The sequence below is a fragment of the Pseudomonas sp. PME37.24/006 genome, assembly GCF_055556635.1.
In genome coordinates, this window is sequence record NZ_JBVHNL010000003.1 from 1,029,821 (window position 1) to 1,055,249 (window position 25,429).

The 25,429-nt window shown below is 61.9% G+C and carries 27 protein-coding genes and 1 tRNA gene; 20 read left to right on the forward strand and 8 right to left on the reverse strand.

The annotated features are described in order from the left end of the window. Nucleotides 1–1,278: a uracil-xanthine permease family protein gene (locus tag ACZ3GY_RS15750; protein WP_463562151.1), complete on the forward strand. Its 1,278-nt coding sequence runs from the start codon at nucleotides 1–3 to the stop codon at nucleotides 1,276–1,278. A 57-nt stretch (nucleotides 1,279–1,335) separates the two neighbouring features. On the opposite strand, the gene hemH is transcribed toward ACZ3GY_RS15750, so the two are convergent. Next, nucleotides 1,336–2,361 carry a ferrochelatase gene (gene hemH, locus ACZ3GY_RS15755; protein ID WP_465910934.1) on the reverse strand — a complete coding sequence of 342 codons (1,026 nt, stop codon included), beginning with the start codon at nucleotides 2,359–2,361 and terminating at the stop codon, nucleotides 1,336–1,338. Nucleotides 2,362–2,375: 14 nt separating this feature from the next. After that, entirely contained in the window at nucleotides 2,376–3,275 is a 900-nt protein-coding gene (locus ACZ3GY_RS15760) for a TIGR01777 family oxidoreductase (protein ID WP_463570011.1), read from the reverse strand. 283 nt (nucleotides 3,276–3,558) lie between these two features. Between ACZ3GY_RS15760 and ACZ3GY_RS15765 the strand changes: the two genes are divergently transcribed. From ACZ3GY_RS15765 to ACZ3GY_RS15820, 12 genes are all read left to right on the forward strand, one after another. Continuing rightward, on the forward strand, nucleotides 3,559–4,551 hold the full coding sequence (locus ACZ3GY_RS15765) for an NAD(P)/FAD-dependent oxidoreductase (protein ID WP_465910936.1): 993 nt from the start codon (nucleotides 3,559–3,561) through the stop codon (nucleotides 4,549–4,551). After that, entirely contained in the window at nucleotides 4,548–4,775 is a 228-nt protein-coding gene (locus ACZ3GY_RS15770) for a TIGR02450 family Trp-rich protein (protein WP_465910937.1), read from the forward strand. Before ACZ3GY_RS15765 ends, ACZ3GY_RS15770 begins: the two co-directional genes overlap by 4 nt. A 131-nt stretch (nucleotides 4,776–4,906) precedes the next feature. Beyond that, the gene (locus ACZ3GY_RS15775) at nucleotides 4,907–5,875 is read left to right on the forward strand and encodes a YbgA family protein (RefSeq protein WP_465910939.1); all 969 of its coding nucleotides are present in this window, start codon (nucleotides 4,907–4,909) and stop codon (nucleotides 5,873–5,875) included. Then, nucleotides 5,872–6,816, forward strand: coding sequence for a MerR family transcriptional regulator (locus tag ACZ3GY_RS15780; RefSeq protein ID WP_465910940.1), 945 nt, complete (start codon nucleotides 5,872–5,874; stop codon nucleotides 6,814–6,816). Before ACZ3GY_RS15775 ends, ACZ3GY_RS15780 begins: the two co-directional genes overlap by 4 nt. Nucleotides 6,817–6,824: 8 nt before the next feature. Next, nucleotides 6,825–8,276 (forward strand): deoxyribodipyrimidine photo-lyase, encoded by a 1,452-nt coding sequence (gene phrB / locus ACZ3GY_RS15785; RefSeq protein ID WP_465910942.1) that lies wholly within the window; start codon nucleotides 6,825–6,827, stop codon nucleotides 8,274–8,276. Then, the gene (locus ACZ3GY_RS15790; RefSeq protein ID WP_465910943.1) at nucleotides 8,273–8,698 is read left to right on the forward strand and encodes a nuclear transport factor 2 family protein; all 426 of its coding nucleotides are present in this window, start codon (nucleotides 8,273–8,275) and stop codon (nucleotides 8,696–8,698) included. Before phrB ends, ACZ3GY_RS15790 begins: the two co-directional genes overlap by 4 nt. Beyond that, nucleotides 8,695–9,465 carry an SDR family NAD(P)-dependent oxidoreductase gene (locus ACZ3GY_RS15795; RefSeq protein ID WP_465910944.1) on the forward strand — a complete coding sequence of 257 codons (771 nt, stop codon included), beginning with the start codon at nucleotides 8,695–8,697 and terminating at the stop codon, nucleotides 9,463–9,465. Before ACZ3GY_RS15790 ends, ACZ3GY_RS15795 begins: the two co-directional genes overlap by 4 nt. After that, nucleotides 9,462–10,709, forward strand: coding sequence for an NAD(P)/FAD-dependent oxidoreductase (locus ACZ3GY_RS15800; protein WP_465910945.1), 1,248 nt, complete (start codon nucleotides 9,462–9,464; stop codon nucleotides 10,707–10,709). The genes ACZ3GY_RS15795 and ACZ3GY_RS15800 overlap by 4 nt, the downstream gene beginning before the upstream one ends. Continuing rightward, nucleotides 10,709–11,506, forward strand: a complete 798-nt coding sequence (locus ACZ3GY_RS15805; RefSeq protein ID WP_465910947.1) for a DUF1365 domain-containing protein — start codon at nucleotides 10,709–10,711, stop codon at nucleotides 11,504–11,506. Before ACZ3GY_RS15800 ends, ACZ3GY_RS15805 begins: the two co-directional genes overlap by 1 nt. Further along, nucleotides 11,493–12,767, forward strand: a complete 1,275-nt coding sequence (locus ACZ3GY_RS15810; protein WP_463562161.1) for a class I SAM-dependent methyltransferase — start codon at nucleotides 11,493–11,495, stop codon at nucleotides 12,765–12,767. Before ACZ3GY_RS15805 ends, ACZ3GY_RS15810 begins: the two co-directional genes overlap by 14 nt. Further along, nucleotides 12,760–13,263 (forward strand): DUF2878 domain-containing protein, encoded by a 504-nt coding sequence (locus tag ACZ3GY_RS15815; protein ID WP_465910949.1) that lies wholly within the window; start codon nucleotides 12,760–12,762, stop codon nucleotides 13,261–13,263. The genes ACZ3GY_RS15810 and ACZ3GY_RS15815 overlap by 8 nt, the downstream gene beginning before the upstream one ends. Nucleotides 13,264–13,303: 40 nt before the next feature. Next, nucleotides 13,304–13,621, forward strand: coding sequence for a YkgJ family cysteine cluster protein (locus tag ACZ3GY_RS15820; RefSeq protein ID WP_465910951.1), 318 nt, complete (start codon nucleotides 13,304–13,306; stop codon nucleotides 13,619–13,621). 87 nt (nucleotides 13,622–13,708) lie between these two features. Here the strand turns inward: ACZ3GY_RS15820 and ACZ3GY_RS15825 are convergent, their stop codons facing one another. The 6 genes from ACZ3GY_RS15825 to hemA form a co-directional block, all read right to left on the reverse strand. Further along, nucleotides 13,709–14,227: an acyloxyacyl hydrolase gene (locus ACZ3GY_RS15825; protein ID WP_465910952.1), complete on the reverse strand. Its 519-nt coding sequence runs from the start codon at nucleotides 14,225–14,227 to the stop codon at nucleotides 13,709–13,711. Between the two features lie 118 nt (nucleotides 14,228–14,345). Further along, entirely contained in the window at nucleotides 14,346–15,143 is a 798-nt protein-coding gene (gene murI / locus ACZ3GY_RS15830; RefSeq protein WP_465910953.1) for a glutamate racemase, read from the reverse strand. Continuing rightward, nucleotides 15,136–15,903 carry a molybdopterin-synthase adenylyltransferase MoeB gene (locus ACZ3GY_RS15835; RefSeq protein ID WP_465910954.1) on the reverse strand — a complete coding sequence of 256 codons (768 nt, stop codon included), beginning with the start codon at nucleotides 15,901–15,903 and terminating at the stop codon, nucleotides 15,136–15,138. The genes murI and ACZ3GY_RS15835 overlap by 8 nt, the downstream gene beginning before the upstream one ends. Next, a complete protein-coding gene (gene prmC / locus ACZ3GY_RS15840; protein ID WP_465911054.1) occupies nucleotides 15,896–16,729 on the reverse strand; it encodes a peptide chain release factor N(5)-glutamine methyltransferase in 834 nt (277 codons plus the stop codon). Before prmC ends, ACZ3GY_RS15835 begins: the two co-directional genes overlap by 8 nt. Nucleotides 16,730–16,895: 166 nt before the next feature. Then, nucleotides 16,896–17,978: a peptide chain release factor 1 gene (prfA, locus tag ACZ3GY_RS15845; RefSeq protein WP_465910955.1), complete on the reverse strand. Its 1,083-nt coding sequence runs from the start codon at nucleotides 17,976–17,978 to the stop codon at nucleotides 16,896–16,898. A gap of 10 nt (nucleotides 17,979–17,988) precedes the next feature. Further along, complete coding sequence (hemA, locus tag ACZ3GY_RS15850) at nucleotides 17,989–19,269, reverse strand: glutamyl-tRNA reductase (RefSeq protein WP_463562167.1); 1,281 nt, start codon at nucleotides 19,267–19,269, stop codon at nucleotides 17,989–17,991. A gap of 296 nt (nucleotides 19,270–19,565) precedes the next feature. Here hemA and ACZ3GY_RS15855 point away from each other — a divergent pair, with 296 nt between their 5' ends. The 7 genes from ACZ3GY_RS15855 to pth all read left to right on the forward strand — a co-directional run bounded on the left by ACZ3GY_RS15855 (nucleotide 19,566) and on the right by pth (nucleotide 25,401). Then, a complete protein-coding gene (locus ACZ3GY_RS15855) occupies nucleotides 19,566–21,296 on the forward strand; it encodes a tetratricopeptide repeat protein (protein ID WP_465910956.1) in 1,731 nt (576 codons plus the stop codon). Beyond that, nucleotides 21,296–21,916, forward strand: coding sequence for a lipoprotein insertase outer membrane protein LolB (lolB, locus tag ACZ3GY_RS15860; protein ID WP_463562169.1), 621 nt, complete (start codon nucleotides 21,296–21,298; stop codon nucleotides 21,914–21,916). The genes ACZ3GY_RS15855 and lolB overlap by 1 nt, the downstream gene beginning before the upstream one ends. Nucleotides 21,917–22,064: 148 nt before the next feature. Next, nucleotides 22,065–22,940 (forward strand): 4-(cytidine 5'-diphospho)-2-C-methyl-D-erythritol kinase, encoded by an 876-nt coding sequence (gene ispE, locus ACZ3GY_RS15865; protein ID WP_463565932.1) that lies wholly within the window; start codon nucleotides 22,065–22,067, stop codon nucleotides 22,938–22,940. Between the two features lie 25 nt (nucleotides 22,941–22,965). Beyond that, nucleotides 22,966–23,040: transfer RNA gene (locus ACZ3GY_RS15870), tRNA-Gln, on the forward strand. Between the two features lie 42 nt (nucleotides 23,041–23,082). Continuing rightward, nucleotides 23,083–24,024, forward strand: coding sequence for a ribose-phosphate pyrophosphokinase (locus ACZ3GY_RS15875; RefSeq protein ID WP_463562170.1), 942 nt, complete (start codon nucleotides 23,083–23,085; stop codon nucleotides 24,022–24,024). Nucleotides 24,025–24,136: 112 nt separating this feature from the next. Further along, the gene (locus ACZ3GY_RS15880) at nucleotides 24,137–24,757 is read left to right on the forward strand and encodes a 50S ribosomal protein L25/general stress protein Ctc (protein WP_463562171.1); all 621 of its coding nucleotides are present in this window, start codon (nucleotides 24,137–24,139) and stop codon (nucleotides 24,755–24,757) included. A gap of 53 nt (nucleotides 24,758–24,810) precedes the next feature. Beyond that, nucleotides 24,811–25,401, forward strand: coding sequence for an aminoacyl-tRNA hydrolase (gene pth, locus ACZ3GY_RS15885; RefSeq protein WP_465910957.1), 591 nt, complete (start codon nucleotides 24,811–24,813; stop codon nucleotides 25,399–25,401). Nucleotides 25,402–25,429: the final 28 nt, after the last annotated feature.

The window sequence follows — 25,429 nt, forward strand, 5'->3', positions numbered from 1 at the left end:
ATGCGCGACGAATTCAACGATCCGTTGTGGCGTCAGGTGCTGTCCGGCGCGCAGATGCTCTTCGTGGCCTTCGGCGCCCTGGTGCTGATGCCGCTGATCACCGGCCTCGACCCTAACGTGGCATTGTTCACGGCGGGTCTGGGCACCCTGCTGTTCCAGATCGTCACGGGCCGTCAGGTACCGGTGTTCCTGGCCTCGAGCTTCGCGTTCATCACCCCGATCATTCTCGCCAAGGGCCAGTTCGGCCTGGCGGAAACCATGGGCGGCGTGGTTGCAGCCGGTTTCGTCTACACCTTTCTCGGCCTGGCCGTGAAGATCAAGGGCACAGGCTTCATCGACCGCCTGCTGCCACCGGTGGTAATCGGCCCGGTGATCATTTCCATCGGCCTGGCCATGGCTCCGATCGCCGCCAACATGGCGATGGGCAAAGCCGGTGACGGCAGCGTACTGCTGCCCTACAGCACGGCGATGTGGATTTCCATGCCGACCCTGCTGACCACCCTGATCGTCGCCGTTTTCGGGCGCGGCATCTTCCGCCTGGTGCCGATCATCTCGGGCATTCTGGTGGGTTTCGCACTGTCGATCTATTTCGGCGCCCTCGACCTCAGCCATGTTGCCGACGCGCCCTGGCTGGCAGTGCCGGCCTTCACCGCACCAGCGTTCAACTGGCAGGCGATTCTGTTCATCGTACCGGTGGCGTTGGCTCCGGCCATCGAGCACATCGGTGGCGTGATCGCCGTGGGCAGCGTCACCGGCAAGAACTACCTGAAGAAGCCAGGCCTGCACCGCACACTACTCGGTGACGGCCTGGCTACATCTGCAGCCGGTATGTTCGGCGGCCCGCCCAACACGACTTACGCGGAGGTCACTGGCGCGGTGATGCTGACCAAGGCCTACAACCCGAAGATCATGACCTGGGCGGCGATCTTCGCCGTCACCCTGGCTTTCATTGGTAAGTTCGGCGCTATCTTGCAGAGCATTCCGGTGCCGGTAATGGGCGGTATTCTCTGCCTGCTGTTCGGCTCCATCGCCGCGGTAGGCATGAACACCCTGATCCGCCACAGCGTCGACCTCAGCGAAGCGCGCAACCTGGTGATCGTTTCGGTAACCCTGGTGTTCGGGATCGGTGGCGTGCTGATCGGTACCGGCGACGGCCCGGACGACTTCGGCCTCAAGGGCATCGCCCTGTGCGCCATCGTCGCCATCGTGCTGAACCTGATCCTGCCGGGCAACGACGGCTGGAAGAAGAAATCTGCCGACGACGCGCCAGACATTTAAGAGATGAAAAAGCCCTGAGATAAGTCGCGCCCAGCTCCAGTAGCTGGGCGCTCGGTCTTAGCCCAGACTTTGCGGCGCCCGCTCGCAAAGTCGCTTGAGCGCTGCCGCCCAGCCTGGGTGGTCGTTCAGGCAAGGCACCAGCTCCAGGCTCTCGCCCCCGGCCTCCACGAACTGCTCGCGACCGCGATCACCGATCTCTTCCAGCGTCTCGATGCAATCGGCAACGAAGGCCGGGCACATCACCAGCAGCTTTTTCACGCCCTGAGCCGCCAATTCGTCAAGGCGCGCTTCGGTGTAGGGCTCGATCCACTTGTCCTTGCCGAGGCGCGACTGGAACGACACCGACCACTGCTCCGGCCGCAAGCCCATGCGCGTCGCGAAGGCCTCGGCTGTGCGCATGCACTGGGCGCGGTAGCAGGTGGACAGCACCTGCGGCGGCGCCGTGCGGCAACAGTCGGCCCCGCGCAGGCAGTGATTGGTCGGGTCGAGCTTGCGCAGGTGACGCTCCGGCAAGCCGTGGAAGCTCAGCAGCAGGTGATCGAAGTCCTTCTCCAGGTAAGGCCTGGCGCTGTCGGCCAGGGCGTCGATGTAATCGGGATCCTGGAAGAATGGTGGGAGGATGGCGAAGCGGATCGGCAGCTGGCGCTCACGCACCACGCGCTTGGCTTCTTCGATCACGGTGGTGGTGGTGCTGTCGGCGAACTGCGGATACAGCGGCGCAAGGGTGACCTGTTCGATGCCCTGGCTGGCGAGACGGGTCAGCACGGTTTCCAGCGAGGGCTCGCCGTAGCGCATGGCCAGTTCGACCGGCCCCTGGGTCCACTGGATTTTCATCGCCTCCTGCAAACGCTTGCTGAGCACGATCAGCGGCGAACCATCAGGCCACCAGATCGAGGCATAAGCATGGGCCGATTGCGCCGGGCGGCGTATCAGAATCAGCGACACCAGTAACCGCCTTAGCGGCCACGGCAGATCGACCACATAGGGATCCATCAAAAACTGGTTGAGATAACTCCTGACATCCGCGACTTCCGTGGAGGCGGGCGAGCCGAGATTGACCAGTAGTAAGGCGTGATCGGTCATGCAATATCATCCTGTTAATGAAGGCTCAGCAAATCCACCAAAGCCACGTCGAGATGCGTGAAACGAAATTCGAAGCCGGCCTCCTGCGCCCTGACCGGCAGAGCATGCTGGCCACCCAGCAGGAGCAACGACATCTCGCCCAGACCGGCACGCAGCGCAAAGGCCGGTAACGGCACGATGGCAGGCCTGTGCACGGCATGGCCGAGTTCGCTGGCGAATTCACGGTTGCGTACCGGGTGCGGTGAGCAGGCATTATAGGGACCGCGCGCCTGCTCCTGCTGCAAGAGAAAATCAATCAGGGCAATTTGGTCAGCGATATGAATCCACGGCATCCACTGGCGGCCATTGCCTATGCGGCCACCCAACCCAAACCGGAACGGCGTGACCATACGCTTGAGGATGCCACCCTCTTTCGCCAACACCAGACCGGTACGCAGCAGGATCACGCGAATGCCAAAAGCCTCCGCCTGCTGCGCGGTGTCTTCCCAGGCCACACAAAGCTGCGCGGCAAAATCCACTCCAGGCGAAGCCTGCTCATCAATCAGGCGCTCACCACTATCGCCGTACCAGCCGACTGCCGACCCCGACAGCAGTACCGTGGGTTTCTGTTCACGGCTCTGTAGCCAGGCCAGCAATTGCTCGGTCATGTGGATGCGGCTTTCACACAGGAGCTGCTTGCGCGCTTTGCTCCAGGGGCGGTCAGCGATGGGCGCACCGGCCAGGTTGACGACGGCATCCAGCGGCTCGGCACCGATATCCTCCAGCCGCCCGACACCGCGTACACGAGTACCGCAGAGCGCTGCCACCTGCTCCGGGCGGCGACTCCATACCGTCAACTGGTGCCCCTGCTCGAGCCAGTAACGACAAAGCGCGCGGCCAATCAGGCCAGTACCGCCGGTGATCAGGATATGCATGGCAGATTCCTCACTGTGGTGTGCTCACAAGGCCCGACGCTGTTGCAGGACGATGCTCAACAACAATAGCCCGGCAGCACAGGCAGCCGACATAAACAGGGAAACTATTGCCACCCGCACCTATTCTGAAGAATAGATGCCCTGACTGCAGGTACGGTGCCGCTGCGGACATAAGCTTATACAGAAACTGTACATTGTACGACCTATGTCCAAGGCGTAGCCTTGGGGCCCAGTGGACTGACGACCTTACGGTCGCAACAGCCCGATAGCACACGAGGTAAACATGACCAGTACCGCTCCCATCGCCATCATCGGCACCGGTATCGCCGGATTGTCCGCGGCCGAGGCACTGCATGCCGCCGGATACCCGGTGCAATTGTTCGACAAGAGCCGTGGCAGCGGCGGTCGCATGTCCAGTAAGCGCAGCGACGCTGGAACCCTTGATTTGGGTGCTCAATATTTCACCGCCCGCGACCGCCGCTTCGCTGCCGCCGTCCAGCAATGGCAGGCGCGTGGCTGGGTAGAGGAATGGACGCCCAGCATCTATCAATTCGCCAACGGCACACTTAGCCCATCAGCCGATGAACAGGTTCGCTGGGTCGGCAAACCACGCATGAGCGCTATTACCCGCGCCATGCTCGGTGCCCTGCCGGTGAAGTTCTCCTGCCGCATCACCGAAGTATTTCGCGGTGAGCAACACTGGCATCTGCTCGATGCGGATGGAGAAAGCCACGGGCCGTTCAGCCACGTCATCATCGCCACTCCGGCGCCCCAGGCCAGCGCCCTGCTGGCTGCAGCACCGAAACTCGCCGCCACGGTGGCCGGCGTAACGATGGAGCCCACCTGGGCAGTGGCACTGGCTTTCGAAGAGCCGCTGAAGACGCCCCTGGAAGGCTGCTTCGTGCAGGACGAGGTGCTCGACTGGACGGCGCGCAACCGCAGCAAGCCGGGCCGCGATACCACCCTGGACACCTGGGTGCTGCACGCCAGTAGCAGTTGGAGTCGCCAGCACCTGGATCTTTCCAAGGAGCAGGTGATCGAGCATCTGCATGGCGCCTTTGCGGAAATGATCGGCTGCGCAGTACCGGCCCCTGTATTCAGCCTCGCCCACCGCTGGCTGTACGCCCGCCCCACGGCAGCGCATCAACTGGGCGCCCTGGCTGACGCCGACCTGGGCCTCTACGCCTGCGGTGACTGGTGCCTGTCCGGCCGGGTCGAAGGTGCTTGGCTCAGCGGTCAGGAAGCGGCCCGCAAACTCATAGCGCATAACCAATGAATACCGCGAAGCATCGCCTGACCCCGCGCAAGCTGCTGCTCTCCAAATGGACGGCAGCCATGCCACAGAACCGCGAAAAGCACTTTCTGGTCACCGAACTGTTCTGTGATGAAGAAGGCAGCGTGCTGGAAGTGGAGCTGCAGGCCATACTCAGCAAGCGTGCCCAGCGCATCGACTGGCGCGTTCTTCAGGATGCCGACAACTGGAAGATGGGCTGGCGTTGAGACGTCGCTTATTGCACCTGATGCGGACAGAAGCTGTACACAGCATTTGACTTGTACAAGATCGCGCTTAAGATGAAATGAAACTTGTACAAAAATAAATCCTTGTACAAGAACATTCTCGAAGGTGCGCCATGCCAGCCAGCCCGCTCCACCGCGAAAAACCCAAGCTTGGCGTCAGCGCCTGCCTGCTCGGCGCCGAAGTGCGCTACAACGGCGGCCACAAGGCCTCCCGGCTATGCCTGGATCAGTTGAGCGACTATTTCGAGTTCGTGCCCTTCTGCCCCGAAGTCGCCATTGGCCTCGGCACACCGCGCGAGCCGATCCGCCTGGTCGGTGATCCGACAGCACCACGTGCCGTGGGCACCGTACACCCCGACAAGGATCACACCGACGCCCTGACCGCCTATGGCGAGCAGGTGGCTGCCGATTTGCCGCCGATCTGCGGCTATATCGTCATGCAGCAGTCACCGTCCTGTGGGCTGGAACGGGTCAAGGTCTATCAGGACAACGGCCACCCCAGCGAGCCGAAAGGTCGCGGCCTGTACACCGCTGTACTGTGCGAACGCCACCCCAACCTGCCCATCGAGGAGGATGGTCGGCTCAACGACCCGGTGCTGCGTGAGAACTTCCTGACCCGGGTATTCACCTACGCGCAGTGGCAGGCGCTGTGCCAATCCGGCCTGAGCCGCGGCAAGCTGATCGCATTCCATGCCCGCCACAAATACCTGCTGATGGCCACCGACCCACTGCGCTACAAACGCCTCGGTCGCCTACTCAGCGATTTGTCCGGGCAGGATCTACACAGCCTGGCCGAGCACTACATCGGCGAACTGATGACCGCGCTGAAACGCTGCGCGACGCGCGGCACGCATGCCAACGTGCTGCAACACCTGAGCGGCTACCTGAAAAGCTCCCTGAGCGCCGCGGAAAAGCAGGAAATGCAGCAGCTCATCGAGCAGTACCGGCAGGGCATCGTGCCACTGGTGGTGCCGCTGACCCTGCTCAAGCACCACTTCCGCCAGCACCCCGACAGCTACATCGAGCAGCAGGTCTACCTGCAACCGCACCCGGAAAACCTAAGCCTGCGGAACGCCCTATGAACCAACCAATCTCTCCCGAGTCGAGCGCCGAGGCTTACCGCGATGCCATTGCCGACGGCTACCTGCCGATCCGCGACGTGGCCAGCCTGACTGGCGTGAATCCGGTCACCCTGCGCGCCTGGGAGCGCCGTTACGGCCTGATCGTGCCGCACCGTACCGCCAAGGGCCACCGCCTGTACTCCCCGGAGCAGGTGCAGACCATCCACGCCGTGCTCGGCTGGCTCAATCGCGGCGTATCGGTCGGCCAGGTCAAGGGCCTGCTGCGCGCCGATCAGCCGCTGCCTGCCGACCAGGCCTCGCAGTGGCAGGAAAAACGTGAGCAGCTGTGCCATGCCATCCACTTGCTCGACGAACGCCAGCTGGACGAACGCTTCAATGCCGAACTGGCTCTCTACCCGCCACAGATTCTTTGCCAGCACCTGCTCCTGCCGCTGCTGGCAACCCTGGAGGAGCGCTGGCCACAGCGCGCCGGCGCGAAGACCGAGCGGCTGTTCCTGCACAGCTGGTTGCGCAGCAAGCTCGGCGCACGGGTCTACCACGACAACCGCCAGCACAGTGGCAAGCCGCTGCTGCTGATCAATCTCTGCCAGGTACCGATGTCGCCGCAGCTGTGGCTGTGCGCCTGGCTGATCGGCACCGCTGGCTGCCCAGTCGACGCCTTCGACGGGCCGATTCCGCCCAACGAATTACCGCTGGCCATCGCCCGCCTGCAACCCCGCGCCCTGCTGCTGTTCTGCGAAGCGGACTCCAACCCCGATGCCGAGTCGTCGCTACATGAGTGGCTGGGCGACCACGGCATTCCCTGCCTGCTGATCGGGGTTCAAGACCAGGCGCGTGGTGAGCAACTGATCGCCAATGCACCAGAGGGCGCAGACATCACTTTCATGGCCGATCCCCTGACAGCGTTGCAAACGCTCGCTGATCGCCATCTGCTCGAATAGGACGACTCATGTTGCAACTGATGTGGTTTCGAACCGACCTGCGCGTCACCGACAACAGCGCGCTGGCTGCGGCCATGCAGGCCGGGCCTACCGTCGCCGTATTCCTGCTCAGCCCGGCTCAGTGGCGCAAGCACGACGATGCACCGAGCAAGGTGGATTTCTGGCTGCGCAACCTGGCGGAATTGAGTGTGGAACTGCAGCGCCTCAACGTACCGCTGCTGATTCGCGAGGCGGATGAGTGGAGCGCAGCGCCCAGAGTTCTCGGCAAGCTGGCCCAGGAACTGGAAGCCACTGCACTGCACGTCAACGAGGAGTACGGCGTCAACGAAACCCGCCGCGACCGTGATGTCGCCGCCGCACTGGACGAACGTGGCGTCAACTTCAACAGCCACCTCGACCGCCTGCTGTTCAAGCCCGGCAGCGTGCTGACTCGCACGGGCACCTACTTCAAGGTTTACAGCCAGTTCCGTGGTGTCTGCTATCAGCGCCTGCACAGCGCGCTGCCGCCTCTGGTGGCACTGCCCAAGGCACAAGCCAAGCTGAAGATCGACGCCGATCAGGTGCCGAGCAACGTCGCCGGCTTCGAAACGCCAAGCCAGGCGCTGCGCGATACCTGGCAGGCCGGCGAGCAGGTTGCTCGCGAACGGCTGCAGCGCTTCGCTGATGAATGGATCGAGGATTATCACGACAACCGCGACTTTCCCGCACGCCCCGGCACCAGCCAGCTGTCCGCTTACCTGGCGGCGGGTGTGGTATCGCCTCGTCAGTGCCTGCACACGGCGCTGAACATCAATCAGGGTGAGTTCGAAAGCGGCAATCAGGGCGCCGTCACCTGGGTCAACGAGCTGATCTGGCGAGAGTTTTACACCCATATTCTGGTCGGCTATCCACGGGTATCCATGCACCGCGCCTTCCGCCCAGACACCGAGGCCCTGCCGTGGCGCAACGCCGGCAAGGAACTGCAGGCCTGGCAGGAAGGGCGCACCGGCATCCCGATCATCGACGCGGCGATGCGCCAGTTGCTGGAAACCGGCTGGATGCACAACCGTCTGCGCATGGTGGTGGCGATGTTCCTGACCAAGAACCTGCTGATCGACTGGCGCGAGGGCGAGCGCTTCTTCATGCGCCACCTGATCGACGGCGACCTTGCCGCCAACAACGGTGGCTGGCAGTGGAGCGCGTCGACCGGCACCGACTCGGTGCCCTACTTCCGCATCTTCAATCCGGTCAGCCAGTCACAGCGTTTCGATCCGGATGGCCGCTTCATCCGCCAGTGGCTGCCGGAACTGGCCAAGCTCAGCGACAAGGCGATTCACGACCCGCACGCCGGTAGCAAGGGGCAGAAGGGTCTGTTCGGAAGCAGCCCGGACTACCCGCTGCCCATCGTCGATCTGCGCGCCAGCCGCCAGCGTGCCCTGGATGCGTTCAAGAACCTGCCCTCGGCAAGCGAGCCCTCATGAGCGAATTTCTGCAGCGTTTCGCCAGTGGCTTCGCCGCCCTGGACAAGCACAACCTGGATCGTCTCGGCGAGCTGTACAGCGACGACATTCAGTTTCGCGACCCGCTGCATGAGATTCATGGGTTGGCCGAGCTGCGGCGCTACTTCGAGCAGCTGTACGCCAACGTTCGCGAACTGCACTTCGACTTTCAGGGTTATGACCAGGTTACCGAGGGTGAGGGCTATTTGCGCTGGACGATGCGCTATCGCCATCCGCGCCTCAGTGGGGGTGAGGCGATCTGCGTACCCGGTTGTTCCCACCTGCGCTGGCGCGATGGCCGCGTATACAGCCATCGCGATTTCTTCGACGCGGGCAACCTGCTTTACGAACACCTGCCTGTATTCGGCTCGGTCATTCGCTGGCTGAAAGGCAGGCTGGCATGAGCGCCTTCAGCAAACGCATCTGGCTGACCGGCGCCAGCAGCGGCATCGGCAACGCCCTGGCCGAGCGCCTGCTGCGCGATGGCCATCACCTGGCCCTGAGCGCGCGCCGGGTAGAACCACTGCAAACGCTGGCCGAGCGCTTCCCCGGCCAGGTACTGGTGCTGCCGGGCGACCTCAGTGAGGCCGCCGAGGTCAACGCCATTGCCGAGCGTCTTACCGAACAGTGGGGCGCCCTTGACTGCGCGATTCTCAACGCCGGCACCTGTGAATACATCGACGCCAGTCATTTCGAGGCGGACATGGTCGAGCGCGTGATGCGCGCCAACCTGTTCTCGGCCAGCCACTGCATCGTCGCGGCGCTGCCGCTGCTGCGCCAGGCGAAGTCGGCGCATCTAGTCGGCGTTGCCAGCGCGGTCACCTACCTGCCACTGCCGCGTGCAGGTGCCTATGGCGCATCGAAGGCAGCGCTACGTTACCTGCTGGAGTCCCTGCGCGTGGATCTCGCCCACGAGGGCATCGCCGTCACCGTGGTCAGCCCAGGCTTCGTCGATACACCGCTGACCGAGAACAACGACTTTCCCATGCCCATGCGCTGGTCCGTGAGCAAAGCGGCCAACCATATCGCCAACAAACTTGACGCACGCCCGCTGGAAATTGCCTTTCCCGGCCCGTTCATCGCCGCACTGTGCCTGCTTGGCCGGCTGCCTGCGCGCCTGCAACTGGCGCTGGGTAAACGCCTGGCCCGCACTGACAAGGACGCTTCATGAAGATTGCCATCATCGGCAGCGGTATCTCCGGTCTCACTAGCGCGTATTTACTCGCGCGGCGTCACGACATCAGCGTGTTCGAGGCCAGCGACTGGGTCGGTGGTCATACCCACACCGTGAAGGTCGAAGTAGCGGGCAAACCCTATGCTATCGATACCGGTTTCATTGTTTTCAACGACTGGACGTACCCCAACTTCATCCGCCTGCTGGATCAGTTGGGCGTCGGCTACAAAGCCACCGAGATGAGCTTCTCGGTCAGCGACCCGGTCAGCGGCGTCGAATACAACGGTAACAACCTCAACACGCTGTTCGCCCAGCGCCGTAACCTGTTTTCACCCGCGTTCATCGGCATGGTGCGCGACATCCTGCGCTTCAACCGCGAAGCCCTCGACGACCTGCAGCACAACCGCCTGGCAGCAGATACCACGCTGGGCGATTACCTGAAACGCGGCGGCTACAGCCAGCGCTTCATCCATCACTACATCGTGCCGATGGGCGCTGCTATCTGGTCGACCTCACTGAGCGATATGCAGGCTTTCCCCCTGCAGTTCTTCGTGCGCTTCTTCAAGAACCACGGCCTGCTTTCGGTCAGCAACCGGCCTCAGTGGTGCGTGGTCGACGGCGGCTCAAGCAGTTACGTGGCGCCGCTCAGCGAATCCTTCAAGGAGCGTATCCGCCTCAATTGCCCAGTGCAGCGAGTGGAGCGCGACAGCGAGGGCGTGACCTTGCACAGCAGCGCTGGTGTGGAGCGTTTCGACAAGGTGATCTTCGCCTGCCACAGCGACCAGGCACTGGCGTTGCTGGCACAACCCACTGCGGCCGAACAGGCGATCCTGGCTGACCTGCCCTATTCCACCAATGATGTGGTACTGCACACCGATACGCGCCTGCTGCCCAAGCGTCGCCTGGCCTGGGCTAGCTGGAACTACCGGCTGGGCGGCAGCGAACAGCGCCCGGCAGCGGTGACGTATGACATGAACATCCTGCAAGGCATCGTGAGCGACACCACGTTCTGCGTCAGCCTCAACCAGACCGAGACCATCGACCCAAGCACGATTCTGGCCCGTTACAGCTATGCCCACCCGCAATACAGCCTTGCCGGCATCGCCGCGCAAGCACGCTGGGAAGAACTGCAGGACAGCCAGCACAGCTACTTCTGCGGTGCTTACTGGGCCAACGGTTTCCACGAAGACGGCGTGGTCAGCGCGCTGCGCGTGGCCAGCGCATTTGGCGAGAGCCTCTGATGAACAGCGCGCTGTACAGCGGCTGGGTGCAGCACCGGCGTTTCTCGCCGCGCGCGCACCAGTTTCGTTATCGCATGGGCCTGCTGTACGTGGATCTGGATGAGCTCGACCAGGTGCTGGCGTTATCGCCCCTGTCCGGTCATGGCCGCTGGGCGCCATTTTCCCTGCGCGAACACGACTTCCTACCGGGGCATATCGACCAGGGCGTACGCCTGATCGAAGCCGTACGCCAACTGGTGGAAAAGGCTCTGGGCAAACGTCCGAACGGGTCGATCTGCCTGTTGGCGCAGCCTCGTAGCTGGGGCCTGGCGTTCAACCCGGCGAGTTTCTTCTACTGCCACGATGAAGCCGGCAGGCTAGTGGCGATTTTGGTCGAGGTGCGCAATACGCCCTGGCGCGAGCGCTACCACTATGTGCTGCCGGTCTCGGGTGATGGTCATCAGCATGTGCGTGTCGATAAAGCATTCCACGTTTCGCCATTTCTGCCTCGCGATCTCGAATACCGCATGGCGTTCAGCCCGGTAGGCGAGCGTTTGGGCATTCACATGGCGGACTGGCAGGCTGACGAAAAACTCTTCGACGCCACCTTGAGTCTGCACCGCCAGCCGCTGCACCGGACAGGCATACACCGCCATCTGGTGAATTTTCCCTGGATGACCGGCAAGACCCTGGCCGCTATCTATTGGCAGGCTTTGCGCCTGCTGTGCAAACGCATCCCCCTATTCAATCACCAAGCTGCCAACGGCAACTTCCAGATAGCCCGCCCAGCCGAGGACGCGCACCATGAAAAGCCCTGATCTGACGAGCGCCAAACGGTCGGTGCGCGCCAGCGCGGGCATCGGCGCCAGCCTGTTGCGCGGCGCAGTGCTTCGCCAGTTACGCGGTTTGCGCCACGGTTCGCTGCACATCACCGAGAGCGGCGAACACCTGCAGTTCGGTGATTCGCACGCCAGCATGAGCGCGCATATCGATGTGCACGACAGTGCGATCTGGGGCATGGTCGCCAGCAATGGCTCGATCGGCGCCGGCGAGGCGTATATCCACGGTTACTGGAGTAGCCCGGATCTAACCGCTGTGATTCGCATATTCGCCAGCAACCTCGACCTGCTCGACGCCTTGGAAGGCGGCCTGGCACGCCTCGGCCGGCCGCTGCTGCACGGCCTGCACTGGCTCAATCGCAATACCCGGCAAGGGTCGCGTGACAACATTGCCGCCCATTACGACCTGGGCAATAGCCTGTTCGAACAGTTTCTCGACCCGACCATGATGTACTCCGCCGCCCAATTCCTGAGTGCAGACGACAGCCTGGAACAGGCTCAGTTGAACAAGCTGGAGCGCATTTGCCAGAAACTGGCGCTGACCGCGGATGACCATCTGCTAGAAATCGGTACCGGTTGGGGCAGCATGGCAATCTACGCCGCGCAGCATTACGGCTGCCGTGTGACCACTACCACCCTGTCGCGCGAACAGCACGCCCACACCGCGCAACGTATCGCAGAACTGGGCTTGCAGGATCGCATCACCCTGCTGCTGGAGGATTACCGCGACCTCAGCGGGCAGTTCGACAAGCTGGTGTCGATCGAGATGATCGAGGCAGTCGGCCACCGCTTTCTGCCCACCTACTTCGACAAATGCGCCAGCCTGCTAAAGCCCAACGGCTTGATGCTGCTGCAGGCCATCACCATTCGCGACCAGCGCTACCAGCAGACGAAACGCAGCGTCGACTTCATCCAGCGCTACATATTCCCCGGTGGTGCCCTGCCATCGCTGCACACCATGCTGCAGATCGTCACAGACAAGACCGACCTGAACCTGCACCACATGGAAGACTTCGGCCTGCACTACGCGCGCACCTTGCGGTTGTGGCACGAAAATCTGCAGCAGGCACGACACAAACTGGAGCACCTGGGTTACGACGAATTCTTCTTCCGCCTGTGGGAGTTCTATCTCTGCTATTGCGAGGGCGGCTTTATCGAGCGCACCATCGGCACCGCTCAACTGCTGCTGGCCAAACCGGCGGCGCGCCCACAACCGCTACTTGGACGATTCGGTGCCTAAAAACCTGCTCAACGCCATCCTCTTTCAAATCGGCTGGTTCGCCTGTGTACTCGGCGGCGGCCCCTGGTTGTGGCTGGTGGCGGTGATCATGCTGGTGCACCTGTTTTACATCGGCAGTTGGCAACGCGAAGGCAAACTGCTGGTGAGCGTGTTTCTGGCTGGCAGCGCGATGGACAGCTTTCTGCTGCAACTCGGCGTATTCGATTTTGGCGAACCTCGCCAGCTCGTTCCGCTGTGGTTGGGTCTACTGTGGCTGCTACTTGGTACCACGCTGTGCCACTGCCTGGCCTGGACCGCGCGGCCCTGGTGGCGCGCCAGCCTGCTTGGTGCCGTCTTCGCGCCGCTGTCTTACTACGCCGGCGCCGCCTTGAGCGGAGTGAGTTTCCCTTACGGCAGCACGATCACCCTGGCTGTGCTGGCGCTAATCTGGGCGGCGGTGCTGCCCGTGCTACATGGTTTCGCCAGGCTTTACGCGGTGGACAACCGCCCGGCTTGAATCCACTCCCGTACAGCCGCACCTGGCGTAAACTAGCGCGATGAGCATCGACCACTACATCCCCCATACGCAGATCCCCGAAAGCACCGAGGTCAGCTGTAGCAGCTGTGCGGCCTGCTGCTGCCAACTGGAAGTGATACTGATCACCGATACCGGTGTGCCGCAGCGCTTTATCGACAACGATGAGTGGGGCGGCGAGGTGATGCTCCGGCTGGATGACGGCTGGTGCGCGGCACTGGATCGCGACACCATGCGCTGCACGATCTACTCGGTGCGCCCACTGCTTTGCCGCGAATACGAGATGGGCGCCCCCGAGTGCCTGGAAGAGCGCCAAGGCATCGTCAATGCCTATCGCTGAGCGCGCTTGCACGGCTCAGCCACGCACTTATTGCGCGCATAAAAAACCGGGCGCGAGGCCCGGTTCAGGTGCAGTGAAGAAAGGTGCTTAGAAATTCAGACGATAGTGCAGCGAGTAGGCCTCGACGCCATCGTTGGGGCTTTTGATGCCAGCGTTCGAGTAGTGAATCGCCCGAATACCAACTTCATGACCACCGGCAAAACGCAGGCCGGCACCAATGCGGTCTTCGAACTGGAACGAAGACCCCAGATCGTTGGACTCAAGCTTGGTATTGGAGAACGCCGCTACGCCGATACCCGCTTCCAGGTAGGGTTTGACGTTCTGCCCGGCAAACTCGTAAACGAATACTGGCGCAAAGGAAATGCTGTGGTTGGTGGACGTATCATCACCTTCCCAATAGGTGTAGCCCGCATCCCAGTAGCCACTCAGATGGCCGACACTGCTTTCAAACCAGCGGCTGTTGAAATCGAACTGGGCACCGAGACGGTAGACCATCGTGGAGTCGCCAGACTGACCTACCGAAAAGGTCACTCCCGCAGCATGAACCGCTGTAACCGACCCAAGAGACAACGCAACTGCAGCGGCCAAGCCAACCAGTTTCTTCATTGGAAACACCCTTCTTATAGAGATCACGGACTGTTTTAAGTGAGGCACGGGAAAACTATAGTTACAGAGTTGAGCTAAGTTCCATTTGTTCTAAAAATATTTAATGGCCAATGGCCCATTAGCTCGTTTGGATAAAATCACTCACCTGCTCGGCGCTGCCCCATAGCTGCGGCATGACTCTCTGCATGGCAGACGGTTCACCACTGCACCAGAACCGGTCTGGCGCTGCCGGCCCGCCAGCCAGCAACTCTCTCTCTCCCAGCAAGCGCTGCAGTTGTCGGGCCACTGCGGCGCCGGTGTCGATCAGACTGATCGACGGCCCCAACCATTGGCTTAGCAACGGTTTGAGAAACGGGTAATGGGTGCAGCCGAGAATCAGCGTATCGCAGCCCTCGGCGAGCAGTGGCTCGACATAACCGCGCAGTAACTGGTGCAGTCGCGGATCGTCCAGATCACCCGCCTCGATCAGTTCCACCAATCCAGGACACGGCTGAGTAACCACCCGCACATCGCTGGCGAACTGGTCGAGCAGCGCGGCAAAGCGGGCGCTTTTCAAAGTGCCGGTAGTGGCCAACACCCCAACCACGCCGGAGCGGGTTGCAGCCGCAGCCGGCTTGACCGCAGGCTCCATGGCGACGATGGGCAACTGAGGGTATAGCGCCCGCAGCTCAGCCACGCCGGCCACTGTGGCAGTGTTGCAGGCCAGTACCAGCGCCTTGGCACCTCGAGCCAGGAGGAATTCGGCGATTGCGCGGCAACGCGCGCGGATGTACTCGGCGCTTTTCTCGCCATAAGGCACGTGCCCGCTGTCGGCCACATAGAGCAGCGACTCGTTCGGCAGCAGCGCACGTATCTCACGCAGCACCGTCAGGCCGCCGACACCGGAATCGAACACGCCAATAGGGGCTTCACTCATGGACGCGGCTTGCGCATACGGTACAGCCGGGATCACGCTTGACCCGTAGCTCGCGGAATCGCGAGCCAAAGGCATCGATCAGCAGCAGGCGCCCCACCAGCGGCTCACCAAAACCGACCAGCACTTTCAAAGCCTCCAGCGCTTGCAGGCTACCGACCAGCCCAACCAGCGGCCCTGCCACCCCGGCTTCGCTACAGGTCAGTTCGGCTTCGCTGCCATGGCCGTACAGGCAGTGGTAACAAGGGCTGTCATCACGACGCGGATCAAAAACGCAAAGCTGCCCCTCCAGACGGATCGCGGCGCCACTGACCAAGGGCCGGCGTGCGGCAACACACGCTGCGTTGACCGCCTCGCGGGTACTGAAGTTATCCGAGCAATCGAGCACCAGGTCGACCGCAGCGACCGCAGCGGCCAAGGAGTCCGCATCCATTGCCTGCCGATGCGCACGTAAATGAACACCGGGGTTGATGGCCGCCAGCCGCGCCAGCGCCGAATCCACCTTGCTCTGGCCAATGCTCGCGGTGTCATGGGCAATCTGGCGCTGCAGATTACTCAGATCGACGGTATCGAAATCGGCCAGATGCAGCTCACCCACCCCGGCCGCCGCCAGATACAAGGCCACCGGTGAGCCGAGCCCACCGAGGCCGACGATCAGCACGCGGCTGCTCTTGAGGCGCAATTGGCCCTCGATATCGATCTGCGCTAACAGAATCTGCCGGCTGTAGCGCAGCAGTTCCTCGTCACTCAATTGTTCACTCATGCGGCCACCGCCCCAGGCTGATGCGCTCATGATTGGCCAGATCGCGTCGGCTGTGAACCTCTGCGAAGCCACGGATCATCAGTAAATCGCGTACTGCCTCGGCCTGATCGAAACCATGCTCCAGCAACAGCCAGCCGGGTGCTGCCAGATAGTCCGGCGCCTGCTCGATGATCAGTCGGATATCGTCCAGGCCGTCGACGCCCGAAACCAGCGCACTGCTTGGTTCGAAGCGCACATCGCCCTCCTCCAGATGATGATCATCACTGGCTATATAAGGAGGGTTGCTGACGATAAGCCCATAACACTCGCCGTCCAGCCCGGCGAACCAATGGCTCGATCTGAACGCGGCATTGTCCAGCCCCAGACGCGTACGATTACTTTCCGCCAGAGCCACGGCTTCTTCGACCCGGTCGACACCCATCAATTGCCAAGCCGGGCGTTCACTCGCCAACGCGAGGGCGATGGCGCCCGTGCCGGTACCAAGATCGAGCACCCGCGCCGCGCTGCCAGGCAGCAATGTCAAAGCGGTTTCCACCAGCAGCTCGGTATCCGGGCGCGGAATCAGAGTATGCGGCGCGACGTCCAGATCCAGGCTCCAGAAGCCCTGGCGCCCGAGAATGTACGCCACCGGCTCGCCGTTACGCCGGCGCGCCAGGCTGGCCGCAAAACGTACCGTAGACTCGGCCTCGACCTCGCGGTCGGCCCAGGTGCGCAGGTAGCTGCGCGGTTTGCCCAGCGCGTGAGCCAGCAACAGCTCGGCGTCCAAACGGGCGCTGGGCGAGTCCGGCAGTTCAGCGGCATTCAATAAAGACTCAATGGAAGCGATGACACACCACCTTTCGAGGGAGCTGAGGGGGACGCCGAGTGCTTGCCAGCGATGCCGTCTTCGCGATGCTCGCCGGCAAGCCGGCTCCTACAGGAGATTTATCGATCACAGTACGAACTGTCGGGTAGATGAGCAGCACGACATCCTTCCTGAACCGACTCAGGGCTTAATCGCTCAGCGCGGCCAACTGGTCGGCCTGGTATTCGGCGAGCAGCGGTTCGATCACCGCATCCACGCCACCGGCGATCACTTCGTTGAGCGAATACAGGGTCAGGTTGATACGGTGATCGGTGACCCGGCCCTGGGGGAAATTGTAGGTACGGATACGCTCGGAGCGGTCACCGGAGCCGACCAATAGCTTGCGCGTGTCGGAGATTTCCTTGTGCGCGGCAGCGTCCTGTTGATCCTTGAGCTTGGCACCCAGCCAGGCCATGGCCTTGGCGCGGTTCTTGTGCTGCGAGCGCTCTTCCTGACACTCGACCACCGTACCGGTGGGAATGTGGGTGATGCGGATCGCCGAGTCGGTGGTGTTGACGTGCTGGCCGCCAGCGCCCGAGGAGCGATAGGTGTCGACGCGCAGATCGGCCGGGTTGATCTCGATTGCCATCTGTTCGTCCGGCTCGGGCAACACCGCCACGGTGCAGGCCGAGGTATGGATACGGCCCTGGGATTCGGTCTCCGGGACGCGCTGCACACGGTGCGCGCCGGATTCGAACTTGAGCTTGGCGAACACATTGTCGCCCTCGACACGGGCAATCACCTCCTTGAAACCGCCGTGCTCGCCTTCGCTGGCAGACAGCACTTCGACGCGCCAGCCCTGCTTCTCGGCATAGCGCGAATACATGCGAAACAGGTCGCCGGAGAAAATTGCCGCCTCGTCGCCGCCGGTACCGGCACGCACCTCGAGAAACACGTTGCGCCCATCGTTGGGGTCTTTGGGCAGCAGCATGCGCTGAAGGCTGTCTTCCAGCTCGATAAGACGAGCCTTGGCAGTATCGACTTCTTCCAAGGCCATTTCGCGCATGTCCGGATCGCTGTCCTTGAGCAGCGCCTGGGCGCCCTCCAGGTCAGCCTGCACCTTGCGGAACTCGCGGAAGGCCATGTTCACCGGCTCGATTTCAGCATATTCCTTGGAATAGGCGCGAAACTGGTTCTGGTTGCCGATCACCTCGGCATCGCCGAGCAGGGCCGTGACCTCTTCGAAACGATCCTGCAGCATGTCGAGTTTGTTGATCAGCGAAGCTTTCATTGCATGCCTTCTATTTATTGACCAAGCCGGACGATGCGCCTTCTTCGAGGGCAAAGAGCTCCTGGGCCACACCCAGTGCGTCGGAGCGCCCGTCGGCGGAGAATTTTTTCAGTTGCACGCTGGGTGCATGGAGCAATTTATTGGTCAGACCACGGGCCAGTTGCGCCAACACATCTTCCGCGGCGGCGCCATTGGCGAGCATGCGTTGGGCGCGGGCCAGTTCATCGTCACGCAGGCGCTCGGCCTGTTGCCGGTAAGCCCTAAGCACGTCCACCACGGCCAGCTCACGCAGGCGCAGCATGAAATCATCGGCACCTGTGGCGACCAGTTGCTCGGCGGCCTGGGCAGCGCCTTGGCGGCTCTTGAGGTTTTCTTCGATGACTTCGTGCAGGTCATCGACGGTATACAGGTAGACGTCGTCCAGCTCACCGACCTGAGCTTCGATGTCCCGCGGCACGGCGATATCGACCATAAAGATCGGCTTGTGCTTGCGCTGCTTCAGAGCGCTTTCCACCGCGCCCTTGCCGAGAATCGGCAACTGGCTGGCAGTAGAGCTGATGACGATATCGCTGTGCACCAGTTCCTGCGGGATATCGGAAAGTAGCACGGCGTGCGCGCCAAACTGCTCAGCCAGGCTGCTGGCACGCTCCAGGGTACGGTTAGCCACGACGATTCGCTTGACCCCTTGATCGTGAAGGTGGCGGGCGACCAGGCTGATGGTCTCGCCCGCGCCGATCAGCAGTGCCTGGCTGCAATGCAGGTCGGCGAAGATCTGCTTGGCCAGGCTGACGGCTGCGAAGGCCACCGATACCGGATTCTCGCCGATGGCGGTATCGGTTCGCACCTGCTTGGCGGTGCTGAAGGTCGCCTGAAACAACCGCCCGAGCAACGGCCCCAGGGTGCCGGCTTCGCGAGCCACGGCAAAAGCGGACTTCATCTGGCCAAGGATCTGCGGTTCGCCCAACACCATCGAGTCGAGGCCCGAGGCGACGCGCATCATGTGACGAACTGCCGCATCATCTTCATGGACGTAAGCACAGGCGCGCAGCTCTTCGAGGCTCAAATGGTGATAATCGGCCAGCCAACCGAGCACAGCATCGACGCTCAGCCCCTCCTGCTCCAGATACAATTCACTGCGGTTACAGGTCGACAGGATCGCCGCCTCACGGCTTGGCGTATGCCGACAAAGCAGCTGCAAGGCCTCCACTAGCTGCTCTGGGGTAAATGCCACGCGCTCGCGGACATCCACCGAAGCGGTCTTGTGGTTGATACCGAGGGCGATAAAGGCCATGCACGTCGCTGACAGGGGGGTGGAAGCCGACAATTGTCCTACTTCGATCAGTGCAGGACAACCATTGCCCAATGCATGCCGACGATAGTCTGCCTTGATCACAGGCAATGAGAATTACTCAGCCCAACTGATCACGGCAGCGCGCCGTCCAATAAATAAGCCGCCCTGATCAGATGCAACACTGCCTGCGTTCGGCAGTCCAAGCTCACATCGCCAGGACACACGGCCAGCCCATGGGCTTGCCCAACGGCTTGTGTCATGATGGCCAAAACCGCAGGTTAGTCGCATTCTCCCTTATGAATAGACCCATCGCATTGCTGACCGCCCTTGCCTTTTTGGGTGGTTGCCAGACTTTTTCGCCGTCCGCTCCGGACGGTAACGTGCCCGTGGAAGAACCAGGCAACGAAGCGCAGGCCTTGGCGCCAGAGGTTTACGGCTCATTCAGCCAGGAAACCCTGCTGGCACTACTCACCGCCGAACTGGCGGGGCAGCGCAATCGCTTCGACATCGCGCTGAGCAATTACGTCCAGCAGGCCAATTCGACTCAAGATGCAGGCGTCGCCGAGCGCGGTTTCCGTATCGCCGAATACCTGGGGGCTGACGAAGAGGCACTGAACCTTTCGCTGGTCTGGGCCAAGAACGCTCCCAACGATGTCGACGCGCAGCGCGGTGCTGCCGTGCAGTTGGCGCGCGCTGGTCGCTATGACGAATCCATGACGTACATGGAGCGTGTGTTGCAGCGTCAGGGCAACACCCATTTCGACTTCCTCGCTTTGTCGGCGGCGGACTCCGATCCGGACACCCGCGCTGGCCTACTGCAGAGCTTCGACCGCCTGCTCGGCAAGTACCCGAACGACGGCCAACTGCTGTTCGGCAAGGCACTGCTCCTGCAGCAGGACGACCGCCCCGAAGAAGCCCTGAAATTGCTCGAAAACAGCGATGCCAAGCATGACCAGTCGGCTCCCCTGCTGCTACGTGCACGCCTGCTGCAGAGCCTGGGTCGTGGCGAAGAAGCCCTGCCGCTGCTCAAGAAAGGCATGGAGCAGACCCCCAACGACAAGCGCCTGCGCCTCACCTATGCCCGCCAACTGGTCGAATTAGGCCGCATGGATGAGGCACGCAGCGAGTTTTCTTCGCTGCTGCAGCAGTTCCCTGAAGACGACGACCTGCGCTTCTCCCTGGCACTGGTCTGCCTGGAAGCCGAAGCCTGGCGTGAAGCCATCGTTTACCTGGAAGAGTTGGTCGCGCGCGACGCCCACGTCGACCCGGCACAGTACAACCTGGGGCGCGCTCATGAAGCCTTGGGCGAAGTGGACGAAGCCCTGCTCGCCTACTCCATGGTCGGTGGCGGCAACGATTACCTGCCAGCGCAGGCACGCATGACCGACCTGCTGATCGCCAATGGCCGCGGTGCCGAAGCCTCTAAACATCTGGCCGAAGCACGCGACAGTGAGCCGGATTACGCGCTGCAGCTGTACCTGATCGAAGCCGAGTCGCTGTCCAAACAGAACGAGCCGGACAAAGCCTGGGCGCTGATCCAGCAGGCACTGGGGCAATACCCTGGCGATATCAACCTGCTCTACACCCGCGCCATGCTTGCCGAGCCGCGCAACGACCTGAAGCAACTGGAACAGGATCTGCGCACCATTCTCGACCGCGAGCCGGACAACGCCATGGCGCTCAACGCCCTCGGCTACACCTTGGTCGACCGCACCGATCGCCACCAAGAAGGCCTGGAGCTGATCCAGCAGGCTCACGACCTCAACCCCGAAGATCCGGCGATTCTCGACAGCCTGGGCTGGGCGAACTTCCGCCTGGGCAATCTCGCGGAAGCGGAAAAGCTGCTGCGCCAGGCGTTCGAACGCTTCCCGGATCACGAAGTCGCCGCTCACCTGGGCGAAGCACTGTGGGCTCAGAACAAGCAACGCGAGGCCAGAAAGATCTGGCGCGAAGCGCTCAAGGAACAGCCCGAGAGTGAAATCCTGCGCAGCACCGTACAGCGCCTAACCGGATCAGAGAGGCCTTGATGTCGTTTCGCCCCCTACTCGCACTCGCATTGGCAACCCTGCTCGCCGGCTGCTCCGGCCTGTCCACCCGTGAAGCGGTGGAACAGGGCCTCGGCGACCCGGCGCGCTGGCAGGCGCACAAGCAACAGATCAGCACCCTCGATGGCTGGCAGATCAACGGCAAGGTCGGCATCCGCGCACCACGCGATTCCGGCAGCGGCACGCTGTTCTGGCTGCAACGCCAGGACTATGCCGACATCCGCCTATCTGGCCCCCTGGGCCGCGGCGCCGCACGCCTCACCGGGCGCCCTGGCGACGTACAGCTGGAAGTCGCCAACCAGGGACGCTACCAGGCCGAATCGCCCGAAGAACTGCTGCAACAGCAACTGGGCCTCAACCTGCCGGTCTCCCATCTGCTGTGGTGGATTCGTGGCCTGCCTGCGCCGGACAGCAAAAGCCGCCTGACCCTGGACGCCGACAGCCGCCTGGCACAATTAAGCCAGGATGGCTGGGAAGTAAGCTACACGAGCTACGCCGAGCAGAACGGCTACTGGCTGCCCGAGCGCCTGCGCCTCGAAGGCCACGACATTCAGGTGACCCTGGTGATCAAGGACTGGCAACCGCGCCAGCTCGGCCAGTAACCCATCCCAGTGCGTCAGCGTGCGATGCATTCCCGTATCGCGCGCTGACACTGATCGCCGGCAAGCCAGCTCCTACAGTTGGGTGCGGTATTTGGCCGCAACCGTAGCCTGCGGTAATCTCTCATCCCCTCTCGCCAGCCATCGCCCCATGACGACTCACGCCATCCCTGCTCACGCCGAACTGATTCTGCCGGCTCCGGCCAAGCTCAATCTGATGCTGCACATCCTTGGCCGCCGTGCAGACGGTTATCACGAACTGCAGACCCTGTTTCAGTTCCTCGATCACGGTGACGAGCTCGGCTTCAGCTTGCGCGAAGATGGCGTCATCCGCCTGCATACCGAGATTGACGGCGTGCCCCACGACAGCAACCTGATCGTGCGCGCCGCGCGGCAGTTGCAGGAGCAAAGCAGCACGGACCTGGGGGCGGACATCTGGCTGAACAAGCAGCTGCCCATGGGCGGTGGCATAGGCGGCGGCAGCTCGGATGCGGCGACCACCCTGCTCGGCCTCGCTCATCTCTGGAAGCTGGACTGGAGCGAAGATCGCCTGGCAGCACTGGGCCTGGGCCTGGGCGCCGACGTGCCGGTATTCGTGCGCGGCCGTGCGGCATTCGCCGAAGGCGTCGGCGAGAAACTCACGCCGGTGGCGCTACCGGAACCCTGGTTTCTCGTCGCTGTACCGCAAGTGCTTGTCAGCACAGCAGAAGTTTTCTCCGACCCTGAGTTGACACGCGATACGCCGCCCATTAAAGTTCGCAGCCTTCTTGAGGGGGGTGGTCGTAATGACTGCCAGCCGGTCGTTGAGAAGCGTTACTCAGCTGTTCGTAACGCGCTGATCTTGCTGAACAAATTTGTTCCAACAAGATTGACCGGTACTGGAGCTTGTGTGTTTGGGAGCTTCCCAAACAGGGACGATGCTGATAAAGTCGCCCGCCAACTTCCAGCCACACTGCCAAGTTTTGTTGCACAAGGTGCCAACGTTTCGATGTTGCATCGCAGGCTACAAGAACTGGTCAGGAAGTGAATGCGTAGCATCGGTTATACGTTACAGGGGCGTCGCCAAGCGGTAAGGCACCAGGTTTTGATCCTGGCATGCGTTGGTTCGAATCCAGCCGCCCCTGCCATTTTTACTCATCCAGGTTACCCTCAGCCGACAGGTACTGCGCGTGTCCAAGATGATGGTCTTTACGGGGAACGCTAACCCCGATCTGGCGCGACGTATCGTTCGTCAGCTGCACATCCCCCTCGGTGATGCTTCGGTCGGAAAATTCTCCGACGGCGAAATCATGATTGAAATCAACGAAAACGTCCGCGGTAAAGACGTGTTCCTGATTCAACCGACGTGCGCGCCAACCAATGACAACCTGATGGAACTGGTCGTGATGGCAGACGCCTTCCGCCGCTCCTCAGCCACCCGAATCACGGCTGTCATCCCCTACTTCGGCTATGCACGCCAGGATCGCCGTCCGCGCTCCGCCCGCGTGGCAATCAGCGCCAAAGTTGTGGCCGACATGCTGACCGTCGTAGGCATCGATCGTGTTCTCACCGTCGACCTGCACGCGGATCAGATTCAAGGCTTCTTCGATATCCCGGTAGATAACATCTACGGTTCGCCAGTACTGGTGGACGATATCGAAGATCAGCGCTTCGAAAACCTGATGATCGTCTCCCCGGATATTGGCGGCGTGGTGCGTGCTCGCGCCGTGGCCAAGTCGCTGGGTGTGGATCTGGCGATCATCGACAAGCGTCGTGAGAAAGCCAACCACTCCGAAGTGATGCATATCATCGGTGACGTGGAAGGCCGTACCTGCATCCTGGTCGACGATATGGTCGATACCGCCGGCACCTTGTGCCACGCGGCCAAGGCGCTGAAGGAACACGGTGCTGCCAAAGTGTTCGCCTATGCGACGCACCCGGTGTTGTCGGGCCGCGCCATCGAGAACATCGAGAACTCGGTGCTGGACGAACTGGTGGTGACCAACACCATCCCGTTGTCCGCTGCCGCGCAATCCTGTTCGCGTATTCGTCAACTGGACATCGCGCCGGTTGTCGCTGAAGCGGTACGCCGCATCAGCAATGAAGAATCTATCAGCGCGATGTTCCGCTAACCCGGAACGCCGTTGAGAAAACATGCCTGGCCATTTGGCCAGGTCTTTCACTGAACCGCCCCGTCGCTGGTCGCAAGCGTAACGGGCGGTTTGGTTATTTTGGAGAAGTGAAATGACTGCTGAATTTACTGTGAATGCCGAAGCGCGTTCCGACCTGGGGAAAGGTGCGAGCCGCCGCCTGCGTCGTAACGCCAGCCTGGTTCCTGCCGTAGTTTACGGTGGCGACAAAGCGCCTCTGTCCATCAGCCTGGTTGCTAAAGATTTCGCCAAGCTGCTGGAAAACGAAGCTGCGTTCAGCCACGTGCTGAACCTGACCGTTGATGGCAAGAAAGAAAACGTTCTGATCAAAGCCCTGCAACGCCATCCGGCCAAAGGCTTCGTTCTGCACGCTGACTTCATCCGCGTCGTTGCCGGCCAGAAACTGACCGCCCACGTACCGTTGCACTTCATCAACGAAGCCACTTCGGTTGGCGTCAAGAAAGGCGGCGGTGAAGTGCTGCACAGCACCAACGAAGTCGAAGTTTCCTGCCTGCCGAAAGACCTGCCGGAGTTCATCGAAGTCGACATGGCCAACGTTGAAGTCGACCAGACCGTTCACCTGTCCGACATCAAACTGCCGAAAGGCGTTGAGCTGGTTGCTCTGGCCCACGGTAGCGATCTGCCGGTTGCCAGCATCCACCTGCCGCGCGTTCGTGTAGAAGAAGACAGCGAAGGCGAAAGCACCGCCGAGTAATATCGACGGGCTGTGCACTTAGGTGCACGCCAGCTTCAAGAAAGGGCTCCTGTATGACTGCCGTACAACTGATCGTTGGCCTGGGTAACCCGGGCCCCGAATACGACCAGACCCGGCACAATGCAGGGGCCTTTTTCGTTGAGCGCCTGGCGGATAGCCAGCGCGTCAACCTCAGCGTAGATCGCAAGTATTTCGGCCTGGTGGGCAAGTTCAATCACCAGGGCCGCGAAGTTCGTCTGCTCATCCCCACCACCTTCATGAACCGCAGCGGCCAGTCCGTGGCGGCGTTGGCGAATTTCTTCAAGCTCAAGCCCGAAGAAATCCTGGTGGCCCACGACGAACTCGACATGCCTCCCGGCGTCGCCAAACTCAAACAGGGTGGCGGGCACGGTGGGCATAACGGGTTGCGCGACATCATCGCGCAACTCGGCAACCAGAATACGTTTCACCGCCTGCGGCTCGGCATCGGTCACCCCGGGCACGCCAGCATGGTCTCCAACTTCGTGCTCGGCCGCGCCCCGCGTGGCGAGCAGGAACTGCTGGATACCAGCATCGGCTTCGCCCTCGACGTCCTCCCGGAAATACTCGCCGGTGACTGGACGGTAGCGATGCGCAAGCTGCACAGCCAGAAAGCCACTCTCTAATTTTATCTACCGCCTTTGGCGCGAGGGA